Below are 18525 nucleotides of genomic sequence, written 5' to 3' on the forward strand. Positions count from 1 at the left end.
TTAGGACGCAGTATTCGCCAGGGACGACGTCGCGACATCGAGCTCGGTTCGCTGGCCTTGAAGCGTCCGCGAGCGGCCTGCCGCCCTCAACGGTGGGGTGCTTCGTACGCTGAGCGTCCTGTCGATACCTCTAAGCTCCCGACGCATGACCATTCGCTTCGACCAGACCGGCTGGGAGCAGTTGCAGCCCGGCGCCTACCGAAACTCCGATGGCGACATCGCCGAGTTGCACGTCTTCGACATCCCGCCCGACCTGGCGGCGCCGCTGGAGGACCTGGACGCGCTCCGGCGCGATGCGGTGGCACGCGTTGCCGCCTCCGGCGGTGGCCTGATCGAGCTGGACCCGGTCACCCTGCACGGCCTGCCGGCGTTCCAGCAGATCGTGAAGCTGCCGCTGCCCGACCGGCCCGGCGTGGCCTACATCCCGTCCTTCACCCTGCCACGGGCCGACCGCAGCCTGGTCTTCAAGTTCCTGTGCGTCGAACAGGGGGTGACCGGGATGCGGGACGCGATGGCGCTCGACCGTTTCATGACCGAGCACGGGAAGGGCCGTTCCCCTGAGGAGATGATGCGGTACTGGGCCCAGCACCCGTACGCACCCGAGGTCCAGGGCGGTCTCCCTCGCAACTGGTCCGAGGACCCGTGGTGGGACCAGCACTTCCCGGACCATCCGCTGTCCCGCGCCCGCCGGTTGCTCCAGAGGATGGCCCCGACGATCGAGGTGCATCCGGCGTTCCACGCGGCACCGCCCTGGCGCGGCTAGAGCCGGACGCCGAGGTCGACGCCGCCGCCGGCACCGTACGGAGGGGCGGGCGCGTGACGCTCAATGAGGTTCCGGAGCGAATCGCTGGCCCCCGAGCACGGCGAGTAGGTCCAGCTTCTGCTGGCTATCGCTTCCCGGCAGTGCGGTGAACACGATCAGGGACTGTCCTTGCTGGTGATCATGCAGGATCTGGCAGTGCAGGGTCATCAGCCCGACTTCGGGGTGTTGGAGCCGCTTCTCATAGGAGTGCGCCGTCGTCACGTCGTGCTTCGCCCACAGGTCCGCGAACTCGCCGCTCTCGATGAGCAGAGCGTCAACGACGGATCCCACGACGGACGACGGCCCGAGGGCGCCGTACGCGGCGCGAAGGTCCGCCGTGAGGATCCCGGACTGCCTCGCGTGATCTTCCGGCGGGTATGCGTCGCGGGCCGAGGGATCCGTGAACCACCGGTATGCGGCGATCCGCGACTGCCCCTGCTGCGAGCCGGCGGCGCTCGCATCACCACGCAGATCGCCCTCGCGGCCGATCGGCACGCACTGACAGCTTCGCATCCGGCGTCTGCGTGCGGATCTGCCGGATCGCAGCGGCCCCCTTGGGTTGTGAGCGCACGGGAAGGACCACTTCGGCGCCGGCACGTGCGAGGCGCGCAGCGATGTGCAGGCCGATGCCGTCGCTCCCGCCGGTCACCAGGGCGATCTTTCCGCTGAGGTCGGGGACAGGGATATCTATCGAGGTTCGAGGCATGAGGTCAGAATCGCCTGGCCACCGCCGGACCAGAAGGGCGGCCTTGTCCGCGGAGTGATGCTCCCTGGACACCTCGCATCGGTGGCTATAACATCGCGCGCTCGCGATCAAGCGTTGCGAGTTGTCCATTGCGCCGCACCGTCTCAGCGTCGTGGGCGCCGCCGTAGAAACTGCTCAGCGCCGCCATCGCCCGGGCGACCGTCGCGCCGATCGGCTTGATGATGCGTGTGGAGCCGTACCGATGGCCGGGCTCGCCGTCTCGCGAGCAGGGGCGGCATGGGCGGCTGGAGCGGGCCGATCAAGGTCCTCAGTGAGCGGAGGCCGCCGTCACCGAGCGCCCTCGCAGGGCGAGCGCGTCGTTGTCGCGCTCGCCCCGCGCCGGCACGCGCATGGTCGTGCCTCAGAGGCTGCGGGCGGTGATGTCGCCGTTGGAGGTGGTGGCGTGGATGTCGAGTTCGGTGGTGCCGTCGTTCTTGAGGGTGTTGGTGATGCGGCCGTTGGGGGTGCCGGCGTCGAGGGCGGCGGAGATGCCGGTGGCGGCGCCGATGGTGATGTCGCCGGAGTGGGTGCGGAGGATGACCTTGCCGCCGGTGGCTTCGGTGATGTGGATGTCGCCGCGGGCGGTGGTGATGTCGGCGGGGCCGTTCAGGCGGCCGATCTGGATGTCGCCGTCGGTGGCGGTGAGGCGCAGGCTGGCGGTTTCGTCGAGTTTGGTGTGGCGGTAGGCGCCGGTGAAGGTGACGTCGCCGAGGCGGCCGACGGTCCGTAGTTCGGTGGCGGCGGCCTTGCCTTCGATGCGGGAGCCGGCGGGCAGTTGGACGGTGACCTCGATGGATCCGGAGGGGCCGAGGATCTGGTTGTTCGCCGGGAGCTGGATGCGCAGGACGCCGTCGGCGTAGGTGACGGTGGTCTGCTCGGCGGCTTTGACGTCGCGGCTCTTGGAGGGGTTGGCGGGCAGGACCTGGACGGTGGTGTCGGTGCGGTCGGCGGCGATGATCTGCAGGCGTCCGGCGGGGATGTCGATGGCGGTGGTGATCGGGGTGGGGGTGTCGTACTTCTGCATGGTGTGCTCCGTGCGGCTCGTTGTTTCGAACAACGCAAACGCTACGTTGCTTTTCCGATCTCCTCAACAAGCTCGTTGCGACTTCGATGCATCAGCGCAGCTCACTGGCTTGAAATCATTGCAATAGAGCTGCGACTAACGCAACACCAGGACCACGCGTTCGTTGCGATGAAGTGTCCGTGAACGCTATGGGGCCGGACGGCGTTCATGTACTCGTCCACGCAGGACCCCGATAAGCGGTCTGCCGCTCAGCGGCGGGTCGATGTCGCCTGGGTCAGTGGCGGCCGATCGTGGGCGAGGTAGCCATCCAGGTGCTCCCGGCGGTCCCCCGTCTGCTTCCGGAGCAGTTCCCCGATGAGCTCGGCGTCCTCTCGCGGAAGGTGCAGGAGCGGCCGGCGCAGCTGGATGCTCCATGCCTTGGCATTGGGGAAGGCGGCGAGCCGATCGACGAGCGGCTGGAGCTCCACACCTCGCCCCCATGAGGCCAGCGACGTGACCGTTATCCCGCAACCGCGCGGAAACTCCCGGCCGCCGAATTTCACCGGAACGTCGAGCGCTTCGACGGCCGAGGCCACGGTCGCCGTCCCGATCACCCGGCCCCGATCCCGCGTCGGATTCCGGTACGCGCCGCGCGTCGTGTAGATCAGCAGCTCGTCCCCGACGGCGAGCCGATTCACCTCGGCGCGATAGGTCGCGGGAAACGCCATCCGCTGCTCCCGCAGCACCCAGGCGATGGCCTGGCGGTCCCCCAGGATCAGCAGGTACGACTCGCTCACCCGCCCACGATAACGATCCCGGTCTCCGAGCGATCAGCGAAAGACCGCGGGCCCCCGCAACGGCCCGGCCGAGCCCGGCCGGGCCGTTCGGAACAACGGACACCTTCTCCATGACCGTGAAAGCAGAGCCGCCCGTTCAGCCGACGGGTGCGCCGAACCACCTCGTCATCGGGCCGAGCAGATCCGCCTGGTCCTCGCCGACCCAGGCCACGTGGCCGTCCGGCCGCAGCAGCACTGCGGGCGCGTCCAGCTCCTCGCTGACATCGATGACGTGATCGACACGGTCGGCCCACCCGGCGGCCGACAGCCGCCCGGTCTGGTCGAGCAGCAGCCCACGACCACCGCGCATCAGCTCGTAGAGGCGGCCCCGCTTCAGCCCCACGTCCCGCATCCGCCGGCCGAGCAGCTCATGCCCCTCGCCGAAGTCGTAGCGGATGTCGATCGCGGTGATCTTTCCGATCAGGTACCGGTTGACCTCCTCGAAGTCCATGAGTTCCGCCAGCAGCCGGCGCACCGCCTGGGGACCCGACTCGAGGGACAGCAGCTCGGACTGCGCGCGAATGTTGTCCAGTACGTCGGCGGCCACGGGGTGCCGTTCGGTGTGGTAGCTGTCCAGCAGCCCCTCCGGTGCCCAGCCGCGGACCTCTGCGGCCAGTTTCCAGCCGAGGTTGAAGGCGTCCTGGACGCCGAGGTTGAGCCCCTGCCCGCCCAGCGGCGAGTGGACGTGCGCCGCGTCGCCGGCCAGCAGCACCCGGCCGACCCGGTAACGCTCGGCCAGCCGCGTCGCGTCCCCGAACCGGGACAGCCAGCGCGGTGAGTGCACGCCGAAGTCCGTGCCGGCGAACACCCGCAGCCGCTGCTTGACCTCCTCAAGGGTCGGCGGGACCGTACGGTCCTCGGCCACCCCCTCGGCGGGCACGACCACGCGGTACACCCCGTCCCCGGTGGGCCCGAGGCCGAACCGATGATGGGTCTTGCGGACCTCCGCGACGACGGCGGCGACCGTCTCCGGATCCTCGGACACCTCCATCTCACCCAGGAGCCACTCGGCCCTGGTCGGCTCGCCGGGGAAGCCGACGCCGAGCAGCTTGCGCACCGTGCTGCGGCCACCGTCGCACCCGACGAGATAGCGCGAGCGCAGCCGCGTGCCGTCGGCCAGCTCCGCGGTCACCCCTTGGTCGTCCTGGCTCAGCCCGACCACCTCGCAACCGCGCCGTATCTCGACGCCGACCTCGATCGCGTGCTCGTCCAGCAGGCGATCGGTGATGGGCTGCGGGATGCCGAGGATGTACGCGTGGGCGCTGTCGAGCCGTCCGGGCCACGGCTTGCTGATACCGGCGAAGTAACCGCCGAGCTTGTACTGCTTGCCGTGCGCGAGGAACCGCTCCAGCAGGCCGCGCTGATCCATCACCTCGATGCTGCGCACATGAAGACCGAGCGAGCGGGCGATCTTCGTCGGCTCCGCGTCCCTCTCCAGCACGACCACGTGCACACCGTGCAGCCGCAGCTCGGCGGCCAGCATCAAACCGGTCGGCCCGCCTCCGACCACGATCACATCGATCATGGAAACCCCCCGTCCAATCGGACCTGACGTGCGACGTCGAATTGCCGCAGGTTCCGGTCTCGGTCGACGATTCTGCGGTGCGACGGGGGTCTTGCCGCAAGCCCCCCTGTGCGCTATACGTTGAAACTGGAGGGGAGTGAATAAATCCCTTCCCACATCGCGGACATTCCGCCCATTCGCCTGCCGGACTCGGCCGAATTCGACGTGATGAGTCGCATGGCCGACGCTCCGTCTCTCTGAGGATGACCTACTCGACCTCGCGGGCGACCGGTCGTTCGAGAGGGCCCGGGTCTCCCTCGACACGATCGGTGACCCGTTCGGCGAACAGGCAAAGGCGCTCGATGTCGCGCCGGGCGTCGAGCGGATCCTGTGCGGCGAACGATGACCGGTTCCAAAGACCGTCGGCGCCGAGATACCGCCGGGCGTGGGTCGTTCCGAGTCTCGCGTCGAGATGGAGCAGCGCACCGATGGCCGAGTCCTGGTTGTAGTGACAGTCCTCTCTCGGCAGGTACCGGTCCAGGTAGGCGGTCAGGATCTCCGCGTCCTCGGGTTCACCGAAACGCGCGAGCGCGAAGCAGTACCCCTGACCGGCGTAGACGAGTTCGCTGGCGAGCAGAAGGTCGCCGAGTGTTCGCCGGAATCCGGTTCGCCGGTCGATGCCGATGAGCCATGCGGCGGTGAGCCGGGCACGCCACTCGAATCCGAGCAGTTCGGTCAGTTCGGCGTCGCTGATGTCCTGAGCGTCTTCGGCCAGCGCAGCGATGAAGGCATCGCGATCGGGTTCGTCTTCCCGCAGCGCGTTGGTGTGGAGGAGGTTGAGGTAACGAGGAGCGCCAGGACCTTCGGACCAGATCACGTACCGGCGGACCAGGGCGAGCTCTTCGGGTGTCTGCGGCATGCGGAAGCTCATGCCCTCCATGGTGACCTGGGCCGTCCGGCCCGCGTCCAGGCCGACGGTCCGGGCCTGTCGGCACGACGGGCCGAACCGCTCTCACCCGTTCCGGCGTTCGAATTCGTAACGATCAGCGCCCGCTTCACGCCTTACTGTGCACCGATGGGCGGTCTGGAACGTCAGAGGTGTCGGTGACCGATGCGAAGCTGGACGCGGAGGTCGAGGACACGGACGGGGGAGCCTATGACGGATGGCGCGCAGACCCGCGACCGCATCACGCGGCTCTACGACTACTTGGGCGCGCTGGCCCAGGAGGTCTACGCCAAACCGATCCGGCACGTCGGGGATTACGACGTGCCGATCGCCCCCGCCGACGTCCCGTCGCATCCGTCGGTGCGCCTGGGCCCGGCGGCGGGTGACGCGTGGCTGCGGGTGGCCAAGACGCCCAGGCCGGAGGCTCCCGCCGTGCCACGCGCGCTGGCCCCGTGCTTCCGCGGCGTCACCGTCGACGACCCGTACGCACCGCCACGGCCGCCCGCGAACCTGGCGGCGCGCCTCGGCCTGCCGGAGGATGACACGGACGGCGCTCGTACCCGCGCGGAGGCGGCGTTCTCCGCCTGGGTGGCCGACGTGTGGCAGCCCTGGGCGGAGCGGGCGCGGCCGTCGGTCGCCGCACGCCGCCTGTACGAGACGCTGTTCCAGCTCAGACAGCGCATGCGCACCGACGAGGCGACGTACGAGCTGGTCTGGGGGCACGGGATCCTGGGCTGGCGGTTCGGCGGGCACCGCATCTGCCACCCGCTGCTGGTCACTCGGGTGCGCATCGTGTTCGACGACGAGTCGGGCGATCTGTCCGTGGTCCCCGACGGCGTGCCCGCCCTGGAGCTCGACTGCCTGCAGGGTCTCGGCGTCCCGAACCTGACCGGGATCACCCGGATCGGTGAAGAGCTGCGCGGCGCGCCGGTGGACGTCTGGTCCCCCGACGAGATGCGCCCGCTGTACCGGAGGATCGCGGCGCCGCTGGGCCTGGACGACCGGCTCGACGACGGCCCGGAGCTGCCCGAGGTCACCGACTCGCCGGTCATCGGCGACACCTGGCGGCTGGTGGTCCGGAAACGCCGCGTGATGTTCCTCAGGTTCTTCGAGCAGCTCAAGACGGCGGTGGCGGAGCGGGACACGCTCCCCGCCCCGATGGTCGCCCTCGCGGCGGGCGAGGACGCGGCCCGGCGGGAGCTCGGCGACCGTACGGACGAGTGGGCGCCGGTCGCGGAACGCCTCCTCATGCCGCTGCCCGCCAACGACGAGCAGGAGCGGATCGCGCGCAAGCTCGCCACGCACAGCGGCGTCACCGTGCAGGGCCCGCCCGGCACGGGGAAGAGCCACACGATCGCGAACCTCGTGTCCCATCTCGTGGCGCACGGCAAGCGCGTGCTGGTCACGGCGCAGAAGGACCAGGCGCTCACCGTGCTGCGCGACAAGATCCCCGAGGAGCTCCGCGACCTGTCCCTGGCCGTGCTGGGCTCCTCGTCGGCCCACCTCACCGACCTGCAGCGTTCCGTCCAGGCCATCACGTCGGCCGCAGACCGTGTGGACGAGGTACGCGAAACAAAAGCCGTGGGGGACCTTCGCCGGCGTCTCGACGAGGTGGGGGCCGAGGTGCTGGTCCTGAGGAAGCGCCTGCGTGACGGGCTCGAACGCGAGCAGACCACGCTGGAGCTGGACGGCCACCGGCGCCGGGCCGGCGAGGTCGCCGACTGGCTCGCCCGGCACCAGGACGCGCTGGCCCGCATCCCCGACGCCCTGCCGGTCGACGCGCGCTGCCCGCTCGGGGCCGCCGAGCTGACCGAGCTGTTCGCCCTGGCCCGCCGGATCGGCGCCGCGGACGCGGTCGCCTGCCGAGCCGAGCTGCCGCCTACAGGCGGGCTGCCGTCCGGGAGCGAGCTGGCGCACCGGCACGACGAGCTGCGCCGACTGGGCGAGGTGCTGGCCGGCTACCGCGACGTCGTGGCCGATCCCGCGCGGATCGACGCGTTCGCCGATGAGGTCCTCGACCGGCTGGCCGAGGACCTCGGCCGTGCCGCCACGACGCTCGCCGCGCTGGAGGACGGATGGCTGGCCCGGCTCCGTCTGCAGGTCGCCCAGGACCGCCAGTGGCTGATCCTCTGGTCGGGGCACACGGAGAAGCTCCGGCAGGACGCTCACCAGTGCGCGCGCCTGCGCGCCACGCTCGCCGGCGCCCAGATCGAGGTGCCCTCCGATCTGGCGTACCGCGATGCCCTGGACCGGTTCGGGCAGTTGCGTCGCCGCTACGCCGAGAACAAGAAGGTCTCCCCCCTCGTCAACCGGTCCCTCGCCCAGTTCCTCAGGACACTCCGTGTCGACGGTGACGAGCCCCGTACGGTCGAGGACGTCGACAAGCTGATCGCGTACGTCGAGCTGCGGAGGCTGCGCGGAGCCCTGGCCGGGCTGTGGAGCCAGGAGTTCGCCGCGGCGCTGTCCGCTCCCGGCGTCCCCGCCGGCCTGACCGCGGTCGAGACGTGGATCGACGAACGCGTCCAGCAGATCACCGAGGCACTCCGCTGGGAGGCCGAGACGTGGCCGCGCCTGCGCGAGCCGCTCTCCCATCTCCTGACCGCCGGCGCCGTACCCGCCCGGCCGTCACCCGATGACCTGCACCGCATCGCGGGCGTGCTCGGCGGCCTGCGCGCCCGGCACCGGCAGCGGTCGCTCCTGGACGAGCTGGCCCGCCTGGGTGAGTCGCTCTCGGCGTCCGCCGCCCGTACGGGAGCGAGCCCGCTGTGGACCGACCTGCTGACCGCGCTCCGCGCCGGCGACTGGGAGCGCTGGGACGCGACCCTGGCCACCGCCGCGCGCCTCACCGCGCTCCGCCCGGAGGTCGCCCGCCTCATCGAGCTGCACGGCAGGCTCGCCACGGTCGCGCCCCGATGGGCCGATCGCATCCGGGACACCGGCGGCGACGAGGCCGAGTGCGGTGACCCGGGCGGCCTCGCCCAGCTGTGGCAGTGGCGGCGCGCCGAGACCTGGCTGGCCCAGATCATCGACGCCGACGACCTCGCGGAGGTGCAGCGGCGCCTGGACGAGGCACAGGAGAATCAGCGCGGGCTCACGCTCGAGCTCACCCGCCGGTCGGCCTGGCTGGCGATGAAACAGGGCCTCGGCCACACGCAGCGTCAGGCCCTCATGGGCTGGCTGCAGACACTCCGCAAGATCGGCAAGGGCACCGGCGCCGGCGCGAACAAGTGGCGCGCCGAGGCCCAGCGGCTCATGCCCCTGGCGATGACCGCGGTCCCCGTCTGGATCATGCCGTACTACCGCGTCGTCGAGTCGTTCGATCCGACGGTCACGCCGCCGTTCGACGTCGTCATCATCGACGAGAGCAGCCAGTGCGACACGTTCGCGCTGGGCCTGCTCGGGCTCGGTCACAAGGTCGTCGTGGTCGGCGACGACCGGCAGATCAGCCCGTCCGCGATCGGCACCGGTCGCGCACGGGTCGACGAGCTCATCCGCAACCATCTGGACGGCTTCCCCAACGCGCTGCTGCTCGACCTCGAATCCAGCCTGTACGACGCGTCCGCGCGCCTCTTCCCCGGCGTGGTCCGGCTGCGTGAGCACTTCCGCTGCCTGCCGCAGATCATCGAGTTCTCCTCCCAGCACTACTACGGCGGCGAGATCCAGCCGCTGCGGGAGGAGTCCGCCGACCGCCTGCCCGGCCCGGTCGTCCGCGCCGTCCACGTCCCCGACGGCGTACGCCAGGACTTCGCGATCGGCAACGTCAACGAGGCCGAGGCGAACGCCCTGGTCGACAAGCTCGTCGAATGCTGCGCCGACCCCGTCTACGAAGGCCGCACCATGGGTGTCATCTCTCTGCTGGGCAGCACCAGCAGGCAGGCGCAGTACATCGACCAGCAACTGCTGGACAAGCTCGGCCCGGAAGAGTACGAGCGCCGCCGGCTGCGCTGCGGCGACGCGTACAGCTTCCAGGGTGACGAACGCGACGTCATCTTCATCAGCGTCGTCGCCGACGACAGGCGCGGTGCGTTCACCTCCCGGGCGTACGAGCAGCGGATCAACGTCGCCGCCAGCCGCGCCCGCGACCAGATGTGGGTGTTCCACAGTGTCCAGCCCGACCAGCTCCACCCGGACGACCAGCGGGCGGCGCTGATCCGGTACGCCCAGGACGGTCAGCGCTCCCGCGACCTCGGCCAGGACCTCGAGGCCCGCTGCGAGTCCGACTTCGAGCGCCGCGTCCTGCGCATGCTGCTGACTCGCGGCTACCTCGTCACCCCGCAGCACCACGTCGGCAACCTGCGCATCGACCTGGTCGTCCGCGGCGGCGGCCGCAGGCTCGCCATCGAGTGCGACGGCGACAAGTACCACGGCCCGGAGCAGTGGGAGGACGACCTGCGCCGCCAGAGCGTCCTCGAACGCCTGGGCTGGCGCTTCTGGCGCGTCCGTGGCAGCGCCTTCCACCGCTCACCGGAGACCGCGATGGCATCCCTGTGGCCCCTCTTGGACGAGCTGGGCATCCGGCCCGCAGACGACGGAGACGAACAATGAACGAGACCGAACGCCGCTACCACCGCGCGACGCCCCGCATCATCATCGGTCGAGCGGGCAGCGTGCCTCAAGGTCACGGTTGGGGCAGCAGATGACGGCGACGCTCGCAAAGTTGCCCCCCGTCAGCCACCAGGCCCAGACCACGTCGTTGCCGCGTCGGAGGGTGTCGAGGGCGGTCGCGGCCATCGCCCGTACGGTCGGGGCGTGCCGTCGCAGGTCGGGATGGGCGATCAGCGGCTCGAGCTCGGCGTGCTGCCCTTCCAGCCAGGCGACCGCGTCGGCCGGGTCGTCCCAGGTGCCCCTGATGAAGCGGGCGGGCTTGGCGAGCCAGGCGGAGGTCCGCTCCGGCGGGACGGGCGAGGTCTCGAACCCGCTCCCGCTCGGCGACCGTACGGTGTCGTAGGGCCGGACGGCCTCGCCGGGTCCCCGGTAGCCGTACGCGTGGAAGTGCACGGCGCCCCCTCCCGTGGGCGCGGCCCGAGGCGAGCCCCGGGGCCGCCACCCGTCGCTCACGGCCGGCCCGTCTCGACGACGGCGACGAGCACGCATGCCTCGCCGTCCTCGCCCGTGTAGCCGCCGCACCGTGTCGTCTTGCGCCATGACACGCCGCTGAGCTGGTATTCCATGGTTTCACCTCCCCCCGGCCGTCGCGTGGGACCCGGACTCGGGGCAGGAGTGGCCGGCCGCCGCGGGCGGTTCCGCGGTGAAGACGGCGGTGACCGTACGGCCCTGGTCGTCGCCGTGCCAGCCCCAGCCGTCGGCGAGGAGCGCGACCGTGCGCAGGCCGCGTCCGCACTCGGCGAGCTCGTCGGCGTCGGTGACCGCCGGTTCGGCCGGGCCGCCCTGGTCGGTCACGGAGATCTCCGTACGGCCGGCCGCGTGGTAGACGTCGACGGTGAACGAGCCGCCCTGCCCGGAGCGGGTGTGCCTTAAGGCGTTCGCGACGAGTTCACCGACGGCCAGGAGGACCTCGTCGAGCCGCGGCCGCTCGGGCAGCAGGGTGGCGACGAACGCCCGTACGGCGTGGGCCTGGTCGGGGGTGCCGGGGAAGACCGCCCGCCAGTACATGACCGGCGCGGCGGTGGCCGGTTCGGGTTGCGGGAGAAGCATGGACACCTCGTGGGGGTGGAGGATCGGCGGCGTACCGCCGGAGTGCTTCTCAGCTCACACGAGGCACATGGGTCGTCGCATTCGGTAGGCCGACGCGGGCGTCCGGAACGGGAGTTCGCACGTCAGGCCGGGACACGCCGCCGTACGGCGAGCACCGTGTCCGAGCGTCACCGCGTCGAACGTTCGGCGGTCGGCTCGCGCTCGGACTGGACGGAACGGGACGGACCGCGCGCCTGGGAGACTATGTGGATCTTGAAGTCTGTCTCCGGAGTTCTCGCATGCATCGTCGGGCCGTCATCTGTCTCCCGCTCGTTCTGCTGGCCCTGAGCGCCTGCCGGGACGACGGCGGGGCCGGCGCCGCCCCGTCGGCATCGCCGTCGTCCGCCGCCACCTCGCCGGCGCCGAGCGCCACGGCCACCCCGACGACGGACGGTCCCGCCCCGAGCCCGGCGCCCACGAAGTCGCACCACGCCTCTGCTTCGCGGGCCGCCCGCACGCCGGCACTCGCCGGGCCGGGTAAGACCTGCGGCACCGTTCAGCCGCCCGGCAACGGCCCGGCGGCCGTGATCGGCGTGCTCAAGGGACACGTCGACTGCGCCGCGGCCGTCACCGTCTTCCGCACCTACTACCGGAGGGACACTCCGAAGCAGGGCAGCGCGGGCGTCGCGACCGTTCGCGGCTGGCGCTGTGCCAGCAACTCGGCCGCCCAGGCGAACCTCACCGGCCGGATGTCCACCTGCCGGACCTCGACCGTCACGATCGCCGCCGACGTCATCCCCTGATCGGTGGACCGGCCTCCGGCCGGTGTGTCAGAGGCGGACGACCACCAGGGCGACGTCATCGGAGGCGCCGCAGCGGAGACGGTCCAGCAGTGCGTCGGCCAGCTCCTGCGGCGGCAGTTCCCGGTACTCGGTGAGGGCGGCGGTCAGCCGGGCCAGCCCGATGTCGATGTCCTCACCGCGGCGTTCGATGAGCCCGTCGGTGTAGAGCACGAGGGTGTCGCCCGGGCGGTACTGCAGGGTGGCCTGGGGCCGGGGGACGGCTTCGGCGCGGACGCCCAGCGGCGGGTCGGTCGCCCGATCGAGCAGGTCGTGGCCGCCGCCGGCATGCGCGAGCACCGGCGGCGGATGACCGGCGCTGCTGTAGGCGATGACACGGCTGCGAGGATGGATCACGGCCTTGACGGCGGTCGCGCCCAGCGCCCCTTCCACGGAACCGGCGTACTGGTCCAGCGACTGCAGCGCCTGCGCGGGGCTGTGGGTGTTCCGGACGGCGCCGCTCAGAACGAACCGCAGCGTGCCCATGATGGCGGCGGCCTCCAGCCCGTGGCCGACGACGTCGCCGACCGCCATGGAGAAGACTCCGTCGACCAGGTCCGCCACGTCGTACCAGTCGCCGCAGACGTGCAGTGACTCGGTCGCCGGCTCGTACCGCACCGCGATCTCCGGGTGCCGGGCCAGGTCCGGGGCGTGCAGCATGCGGTCCTGGATGGCGAGGGCGACCTGGCGTTCGCGGGCGTACGACCGGCGCAGCTCGTCGTTCAGCCGCTGCAACTCCAGCGCGTGGTCGAACAGCTCGGCGGCCAGCGCCTGCTCCCGCCCGCTCAGGTTCTCGTACGACGGCCGGTCACCGCTGCCGCAGGAGTCGATGAACGCGGTGACGTCCACGGTCCGCATCAGGAACCACGCCAACGTGCCGTCCGGGCCGGCCACGGGGGTGATGGTCGACGACCACCAGCGCTCCTCGAACTCCCCTGACCGCCCCGGCACCGCGACGTCGTACCGGATCGGCGCCATCGTGTCGGGCCGGCGCGACATCGCCACCCAGCGCAGCGAGTCCTCCAGCCTGCGCTTCCCACCGCCGGAGGGACCTGCGGGATCGGCCGGGAAGACCGAGAACAGGTCCTTCCCGATCAACTCCTCCCGGGTCCGTTCGGTCACCTCGAGAAGCGCCTGATTGACCTCCGCGATCACCAGGTGGGGGTCCAGCACCGCATAAGGAGTCGGAGCGACGGCGAACATCGCTCCAAAATCGATCTTCGCAGTGCTCACGGAGTCCTGCCCGTCCCCGACGACTGCACCCACAGAAAATGCTAATTCAGACGGTGCGGTGATCCTCTGAGCCCCTGCTCCTTCCCTCAGACCCCCGACACCACCGGTGATCGGGTCGGCGGGAGGTGCGGGCCGCCGGCGTCTCCGGCTCCGGCGGCCCGCACCGGCCGATCAGTTGTAGAAGGTCGCGCTGTGAAGGTCCACCGGGTTGGCGGTGTCGCCGGTGGCCACGCCGTACACGGCCACGAACGCCGAGCCGGTCGAGACCAGGCCGGTGTAGTCACCGAGCATCCGGCCGGAGCTCGTCGACGGCACCTTCCGCGCGTCGAACGAGCCCTCGATGTGCTGCTCGCGCCACGATCCGGACGTCGTGCAGTCCTTCGCGCAGGTCACGGCCCAGAAGTCGGTGGGCAGGCCGGAGGCGGAGGTGTTGTTCCGGAAGTCGTAGTACGTGACCGCCACGGTGCCGCCGGGCGACACGGCGACCGCCGGTACCGCGGCCGAACCGGTGGGCGTCCGGTCCACGCGAACCGGGCTGGACCAGGTCTTCCCGTCATCCGTGGACCGGGCGTACGCGACGTGGAAGGTGCCGTCGGCGTCCTGGCTCTGCCAGACCGCGTTCACGACCGTGCTGTTCGGCTGGGCCGCCAGCAACGGCAGCGTCGCGTTGCGCACCGGGTCACCGGAGCTGTCGGGGTCCGGGATCTTGGTGCCCACGGTGAACGGGGCCGCGACGTTCAGCGTCGGCGCCGACCAGGTGACGCCGCCGTCGGTCGAGCGAATGACCTGGGTGGCGGCGGTGGTGTCGGTCTCGTCGTGCATGCCGATCAGCAGCGTCCCGTCCGCCATGGGTACGAGCTCGGCGCCGATGGCGCCGCTGTTCGTGGGGACGTCGTACACCTTCTTCGTGCTCCAGGTGCGCCCGTCGTCGGTCGACTTCGCCAGGTAGACCGGCTGGACCCAGCTCCCGTCCGACCGAGTGTCGACCCGGTCCCAGACCGCGTAGACCACGCCCGGGTGGTACGGGTCGGCGGTGATCGACGGGCGGTCGTTGAAGAACTCGGGATTGTCGTCCCGCTGCAGGGTCGTCGGGGCGTCCCAGTGCTTGCCGCCGTCCCCGGACCGCGACACCAGGATCGCCGTCACCTCACCGGTACGCGACAGCGAGAACGATGCGGCCACCGCCGCGCCGGACGGTGTCATCGTGACCCAGTGGTCCGTCGTGACGTCGTAGTCCCCGCCGTTGGCCGCGGTGCCGCCGTTGCAGCGGGAGAACGCGGGCTGGTTCGCCGACGGATGCCACGTCGCGCCGTAGTCGTCGGACACGGCGGCGACGGCTCCATTGCTGCCGTACCGGTTCCAGCGGTCCTGCTGGTAGAGGGTGACGAGATGCCACGGCCGCTTCGGGTCCCGCGCGACCATGGGCTGGACCTCGGTGTTCGGGTTCAGGACGTAGCCGTCGCCCTCGGGCTGCCCGCAACCCGCCGGCAGCGCACTGGTGCCCGATACCCGCACCACACTGGCAGGGTCGGAACCATCCGCGAACGCGGGCTGGGTCGCAACGGCGCAGGCGAACACGGTGGCCGCCGTCACCATCATTGACCTGGAACGTCGTTTCAACGGTGCCTTCCTCATCCTCGATGGGAGTGTCTGCGCAGGTGGCAGCGCCACCTGACCGGGCAACGTGGTGCCGGCACGCGCCGAACGGCGCGACCGACGTTACAGGTTCAAGATCATCTTCGTCTCCGTCTTGGCTCAGCGTGATCGACGAAGACGCCCTGCGGACGCTCGCGGCGAGGTGTGTCAGTGCAGGAACTTGAGCCCCAGGACGCCACCGATGATCAGCGCCAGGCAGACCAGGCGGGCGGCGGTGGCCGGCTCACCGAGGACGGCCATCCCGTACACGGCCGTGCCGACCGCCCCGATCCCCACCCACACCGCGTACCCGGTGCCGATCGGAATGCCGCGCAGGGCGTACGACAGGCCGGCCATGCTGGCGATCAGCGCGACGAAGAACAGCGCGCTGGGCCGTACGCGGCTGAGGCCGTGCGAGGACGACAGGGCAGCGGCCCAGACGGTCTCCATGAGACCTGAAGCGATGAGGACGATCCATGCCACGACGACGTACCTCCGGGGAGAAGACTGACTAGTGACTACGTCGTCTTGTCCTGCCGGGTACGACGTGCTCGTCCGGGGCCGGCCGGGACATGCGAGGGGCTGGCCACTTCCGAGGCTAGCAAGCACGGACGTAGGTGCTGCCACCGCCGGCCACCTGCTCAGGCGGTGGCCACAGGCGCACCGCCGCGAGTCCGTCGATCGGCCGCAGCTCGCGGCGTTCGCAGGGCAGATCGCCGGCCAGGACCGTCCGACCGGTCATCGACGCGGCCGTGGGGTGGACTCGCAGTACCTGGATGAGCACGACCTTCCGCGGCGTGCGGGCCGCGGTGCCCAATGGAGGTGCGGGCTCCGCTCCTCCATTGGGGCCCGATCCCGGAACGAGAGAAGGACCGTCATGACCGCTGCACCTCTGCTCACCCTGAACAACGGTGTCACGATGCCGGCGTTCGGGTTGGGCGTGTACCAGAGCGCACCGGAGGAGACCATCGCGGCGGTGGAGGCCGCGCTCGCCACCGGTTACCGCCACATCGACACCGCGGCCGTCTACTTCAACGAGCGGGAGGTCGGGGAGGGCATTCGTCGTTCAGGCGTCGACCGGTCCGAGGTCTTCATCGAGACGAAGATCTGGATCACCGACTACGGCTACGAGCAGACCCTCCACGCGTTCGACAAGAGCGCGGGGAAGCTGGGTGTCGACCGAATCGACCTGCTGATCCTGCACCAGCCGCTGCCCTCGGCCTTCGACCGGACCATCGCCTCCTACCGGGCGCTGGAGAAGCTCCTCGCCGACGGCAGGGTTGGCTCGATCGGCGTCTCCAACTTCACCGCCGACCACCTCGAGGCGCTCCTCGAACGCACCGAGATCGTGCCCGCCGTCAACCAGGTCGAACTGCACCCATACTTCCGCCCGCGCGACCTGCGGCAGGCGCACGCCGAACACGGCATCCTGACGCAGGCGTGGTCGCCCATCGGCGGTGTCACCTTCTACCCGGACCCGCTCGGCTGGGCCGCCGAGAACCGCACCAGCACGCTCGCCGAGCCCGTGATCCTCGGCATCGCCGAAACGCACGGCAGGACCGCCGCTCAGGTGATGCTCGCCTGGCATCTGCAGCAGGGGCGCTCGGTGATTCCGAAGTCGGTCAAGCCCGCGCGCATCGCCGAGAACTTCGACGTCTTCGACCTCAAGCTCAGCGCCGAGGAACTGGCGGCGCTCGACGCCCTCGACAAGGGCGTTCGCAGTGGCCCCGATTCGGCGGCCGTCACGCTCGAGACCGGCGACTGGCCGATCCCGGAGGCGTGACCGGCGCACCCGTCCACGTCAGCCGCGCCGCGCGGAGGGCTCGCCTTCAGGGTGCGCCCCCTGCGCGGCGCCGGGGCCGCAGCGGCCGCGTTCGGGTGTACTGCCAGTACCTCCCGCACGCGGTCACGCCTGATCTAGCCTCGATCCATGGGCCTGGAGAACGAAGTACGCGACTTCCTGACCTCCCGTCGCGCCAGGATCACCCCGGACGACGCCGGTCTTCCGGTCTATGGCGGGATACGCCGGGTGCCGGGACTGCGCCGTGAAGAGGTCGCCCTGCTCGCCGGCGTGAGCGTCGACTACTACAACCGTCTCGAACGCGGCCGCCTCCGGGGCGTGTCCGAGAACGTGCTGGACTCGATCGCACGTGTCCTGCGGCTCGACGAGGCGGAGCACGCACACCTACGGGACCTCGCTCGCGCCGCGAACGCCACCCCAGCCAAGCGGCGCCGCACGACCCCGCGAGGTGTCCGTCCGGCCCTCCAGCAGCTGCTGGACGCGATGACGGAGGCCGCGGCCGGAATCCTGAACGACCGGATGGACATCCTGGCGGCCAACCGGCTTGGACGCGCCCTCTACGCCGACGCGTTCAGCGAGTCCGGCCGGCCCGCGAACCTCGCGCGCTTCGCGTTCCTCGATCCCCGCAGCACGGACTTCTACGCTGACTGGGAGACGGCCGCCGACGACACCGTCGCGATCCTGCGCTCCGCCGCCGGCGGCAACCCGTACGACCGTGACCTGTCCGACCTCATCGGCGCACTCTCGACGCGCAGTGAGGACTTCCGGTCCCGGTGGGCGGCGCACGACGTCCGGTTCCATCGCACCGGCACGAAGAAGCTGCACCACGCCGTCGTCGGCGATCTCACCCTGTCCTTCGAGGCCCTGGACCTCGCCTCGGACCCGGGTCTCACGCTCCTGGCCTACACCGCCGAAGCCGGCTCCACCTCCGAGGACGCCCTGCGCATGCTCGCGAGCTGGGCCGCGACGCAGGAGCAGCACCCGAGCGCTACTCCCGGCGAACACTGAGTCGACGCGATCAGTGGTACAGCGCTGACGCTCCGCGATGAAGCGTTGGCGACCCGGACTGCGGCGGCATAGGGGCTGGCGCGCCGGCTACGAGTGCACGACCCGGCTTGGTCTCCGAGCCATGCCGGGAGTCGCTCCGCTGGCTGGTAGTCGCCGGCGGAGCCGGGTCCGACGATTCCGGGCCGCACGAGGTTGACCAGCATCTAGACTGCCGATTCCGCGAGCAGAGAGGACGACTTGTCAGATGGCAGAACCGGACGAGACACCCCACCCTGCTAATGGTGATCCTGACCCTTCCGCCCCGACACCAGAAGGCAGCGACAGGTCCATCCGTCAGCGCATCGCTGACCGATGGAACGGCCTCGGAGCCACTGGCAAAGTGGGTGCCGTCGTTGGCGCGACGGTTGTGCTGGGGGGAGCCGTCCTCGCCTTTAACCGCCTCGAGCACAAACCCGGCCATAAAGACATTTCCGGTCTCGGCGACGGGCTCGCGAGCCTCCTCAGCTCGGCCGCCACCGAGCAGGAGTCCACCGGCTCCC

General features: G+C 70.6%; 17 protein-coding genes and 1 riboswitch. Of the genes, 5 read left to right on the forward strand and 12 right to left on the reverse strand.

The window, feature by feature from the left end:
* Positions 1-145 precede the first annotated feature (145 nt).
* Positions 146-763, forward strand: a complete 618-nt coding sequence (locus NE234_RS23005) for a hypothetical protein (protein WP_252782564.1) — start codon at positions 146-148, stop codon at positions 761-763.
* Positions 764-823: 60 nt separating this feature from the next.
* Here NE234_RS23005 and NE234_RS23010 read toward each other — a convergent pair whose 3' ends face one another.
* The 6 genes from NE234_RS23010 to NE234_RS23035 all read right to left on the reverse strand — a co-directional run bounded on the left by NE234_RS23010 (position 824) and on the right by NE234_RS23035 (position 5821).
* Positions 824-1297 (reverse strand): MmyB family transcriptional regulator, encoded by a 474-nt coding sequence (locus NE234_RS23010; RefSeq protein WP_252782565.1) that lies wholly within the window; start codon positions 1295-1297, stop codon positions 824-826.
* Positions 1263-1637 (reverse strand): SDR family NAD(P)-dependent oxidoreductase, encoded by a 375-nt coding sequence (locus NE234_RS44480; protein ID WP_308206916.1) that lies wholly within the window; start codon positions 1635-1637, stop codon positions 1263-1265. The genes NE234_RS23010 and NE234_RS44480 overlap by 35 nt, the downstream gene beginning before the upstream one ends.
* A 271-nt stretch (positions 1638-1908) precedes the next feature.
* Positions 1909-2571 (reverse strand): DUF4097 family beta strand repeat-containing protein, encoded by a 663-nt coding sequence (locus tag NE234_RS23020; protein WP_252782566.1) that lies wholly within the window; start codon positions 2569-2571, stop codon positions 1909-1911.
* A gap of 248 nt (positions 2572-2819) precedes the next feature.
* A complete protein-coding gene (locus tag NE234_RS23025; protein WP_252782567.1) occupies positions 2820-3347 on the reverse strand; it encodes an EVE domain-containing protein in 528 nt (175 codons plus the stop codon).
* Between the two features lie 136 nt (positions 3348-3483).
* Entirely contained in the window at positions 3484-4911 is a 1428-nt protein-coding gene (gene rox / locus NE234_RS23030; protein ID WP_252782568.1) for a rifampin monooxygenase, read from the reverse strand.
* Between the two features lie 247 nt (positions 4912-5158).
* Positions 5159-5821, reverse strand: a complete 663-nt coding sequence (locus NE234_RS23035) for a DUF6000 family protein (RefSeq protein ID WP_252782569.1) — start codon at positions 5819-5821, stop codon at positions 5159-5161.
* Between the two features lie 225 nt (positions 5822-6046).
* On the opposite strand from NE234_RS23035, the gene NE234_RS23040 reads away from it, so the two are divergent.
* On the forward strand, positions 6047-10381 hold the full coding sequence (locus tag NE234_RS23040; protein WP_252782570.1) for an AAA domain-containing protein: 4335 nt from the start codon (positions 6047-6049) through the stop codon (positions 10379-10381).
* A 42-nt stretch (positions 10382-10423) separates the two neighbouring features.
* Here NE234_RS23040 and NE234_RS23045 read toward each other — a convergent pair whose 3' ends face one another.
* Together NE234_RS23045 and NE234_RS23050 are read right to left on the reverse strand one after the other, a co-directional pair.
* A complete protein-coding gene (locus NE234_RS23045; RefSeq protein ID WP_252782571.1) occupies positions 10424-10834 on the reverse strand; it encodes a hypothetical protein in 411 nt (136 codons plus the stop codon).
* Between the two features lie 177 nt (positions 10835-11011).
* Positions 11012-11491: an ATP-binding protein gene (locus NE234_RS23050; RefSeq protein ID WP_252782572.1), complete on the reverse strand. Its 480-nt coding sequence runs from the start codon at positions 11489-11491 to the stop codon at positions 11012-11014.
* 278 nt (positions 11492-11769) lie between these two features.
* On the opposite strand from NE234_RS23050, the gene NE234_RS23055 reads away from it, so the two are divergent.
* Positions 11770-12273, forward strand: coding sequence for a hypothetical protein (locus tag NE234_RS23055; protein WP_252782573.1), 504 nt, complete (start codon positions 11770-11772; stop codon positions 12271-12273).
* A 27-nt stretch (positions 12274-12300) separates the two neighbouring features.
* Here the strand turns inward: NE234_RS23055 and NE234_RS23060 are convergent, their stop codons facing one another.
* From NE234_RS23060 to NE234_RS23075, 4 genes are all read right to left on the reverse strand, one after another.
* Positions 12301-13542: a PP2C family protein-serine/threonine phosphatase gene (locus NE234_RS23060; protein ID WP_252782574.1), complete on the reverse strand. Its 1242-nt coding sequence runs from the start codon at positions 13540-13542 to the stop codon at positions 12301-12303.
* 171 nt (positions 13543-13713) lie between these two features.
* On the reverse strand, positions 13714-15060 hold the full coding sequence (locus NE234_RS23065; protein WP_252782575.1) for a sialidase family protein: 1347 nt from the start codon (positions 15058-15060) through the stop codon (positions 13714-13716).
* Between the two features lie 285 nt (positions 15061-15345).
* Positions 15346-15660 (reverse strand): DMT family transporter, encoded by a 315-nt coding sequence (locus NE234_RS23070; protein ID WP_252782576.1) that lies wholly within the window; start codon positions 15658-15660, stop codon positions 15346-15348.
* 34 nt (positions 15661-15694) lie between these two features.
* A riboswitch (guanidine-III (ykkC-III) riboswitch) is annotated at positions 15695-15751 on the reverse strand.
* Between the two features lie 24 nt (positions 15752-15775).
* Positions 15776-15919, reverse strand: a complete 144-nt coding sequence (locus NE234_RS23075; RefSeq protein ID WP_252782577.1) for a hypothetical protein — start codon at positions 15917-15919, stop codon at positions 15776-15778.
* Positions 15920-16054: 135 nt separating this feature from the next.
* Between NE234_RS23075 and NE234_RS23080 the strand changes: the two genes are divergently transcribed.
* Positions 16055-16960 carry an aldo/keto reductase gene (locus tag NE234_RS23080; protein ID WP_252782578.1) on the forward strand — a complete coding sequence of 302 codons (906 nt, stop codon included), beginning with the start codon at positions 16055-16057 and terminating at the stop codon, positions 16958-16960.
* Between the two features lie 147 nt (positions 16961-17107).
* Positions 17108-17986 carry a helix-turn-helix transcriptional regulator gene (locus NE234_RS23085; protein WP_252782579.1) on the forward strand — a complete coding sequence of 293 codons (879 nt, stop codon included), beginning with the start codon at positions 17108-17110 and terminating at the stop codon, positions 17984-17986.
* The last annotated feature ends 539 nt before the right edge of the window (positions 17987-18525 follow it).

The sequence above is a fragment of the Actinoallomurus rhizosphaericola genome (assembly GCF_024055675.1).
GTDB classification, from domain to species: Bacteria; Actinomycetota; Actinomycetes; order Streptosporangiales; family Streptosporangiaceae; genus Actinoallomurus; species Actinoallomurus soli.

Excerpts from the sequence above, each read along its gene's own strand:
- NE234_RS23055 (WP_252782573.1), top strand. The coding sequence starts at position 11,770 with ATGCATCGTCGGGCCGTCATCTGTCTCCCGCTCGTTCTGCTGGCCCTG.
- NE234_RS23040 (WP_252782570.1), top strand. The coding sequence starts at position 6,047 with ATGACGGATGGCGCGCAGACCCGCGACCGCATCACGCGGCTCTACGAC.
- NE234_RS23035 (WP_252782569.1), bottom strand. The coding sequence starts at position 5,821 with ATGAGCTTCCGCATGCCGCAGACACCCGAAGAGCTCGCCCTGGTCCGC.
- NE234_RS23020 (WP_252782566.1), bottom strand. The coding sequence starts at position 2,571 with ATGCAGAAGTACGACACCCCCACCCCGATCACCACCGCCATCGACATC.
- NE234_RS23005 (WP_252782564.1), top strand. The coding sequence starts at position 146 with ATGACCATTCGCTTCGACCAGACCGGCTGGGAGCAGTTGCAGCCCGGC.
- NE234_RS44480 (WP_308206916.1), bottom strand. The coding sequence starts at position 1,637 with ATGGACAACTCGCAACGCTTGATCGCGAGCGCGCGATGTTATAGCCAC.
- NE234_RS23050 (WP_252782572.1), bottom strand. The coding sequence starts at position 11,491 with ATGCTTCTCCCGCAACCCGAACCGGCCACCGCCGCGCCGGTCATGTAC.
- NE234_RS23075 (WP_252782577.1), bottom strand. The coding sequence starts at position 15,919 with ATGACCGGTCGGACGGTCCTGGCCGGCGATCTGCCCTGCGAACGCCGC.
- rox (WP_252782568.1), bottom strand. The coding sequence starts at position 4,911 with ATGATCGATGTGATCGTGGTCGGAGGCGGGCCGACCGGTTTGATGCTG.
- NE234_RS23080 (WP_252782578.1), top strand. The coding sequence starts at position 16,055 with ATGACCGCTGCACCTCTGCTCACCCTGAACAACGGTGTCACGATGCCG.
- NE234_RS23085 (WP_252782579.1), top strand. The coding sequence starts at position 17,108 with ATGGGCCTGGAGAACGAAGTACGCGACTTCCTGACCTCCCGTCGCGCC.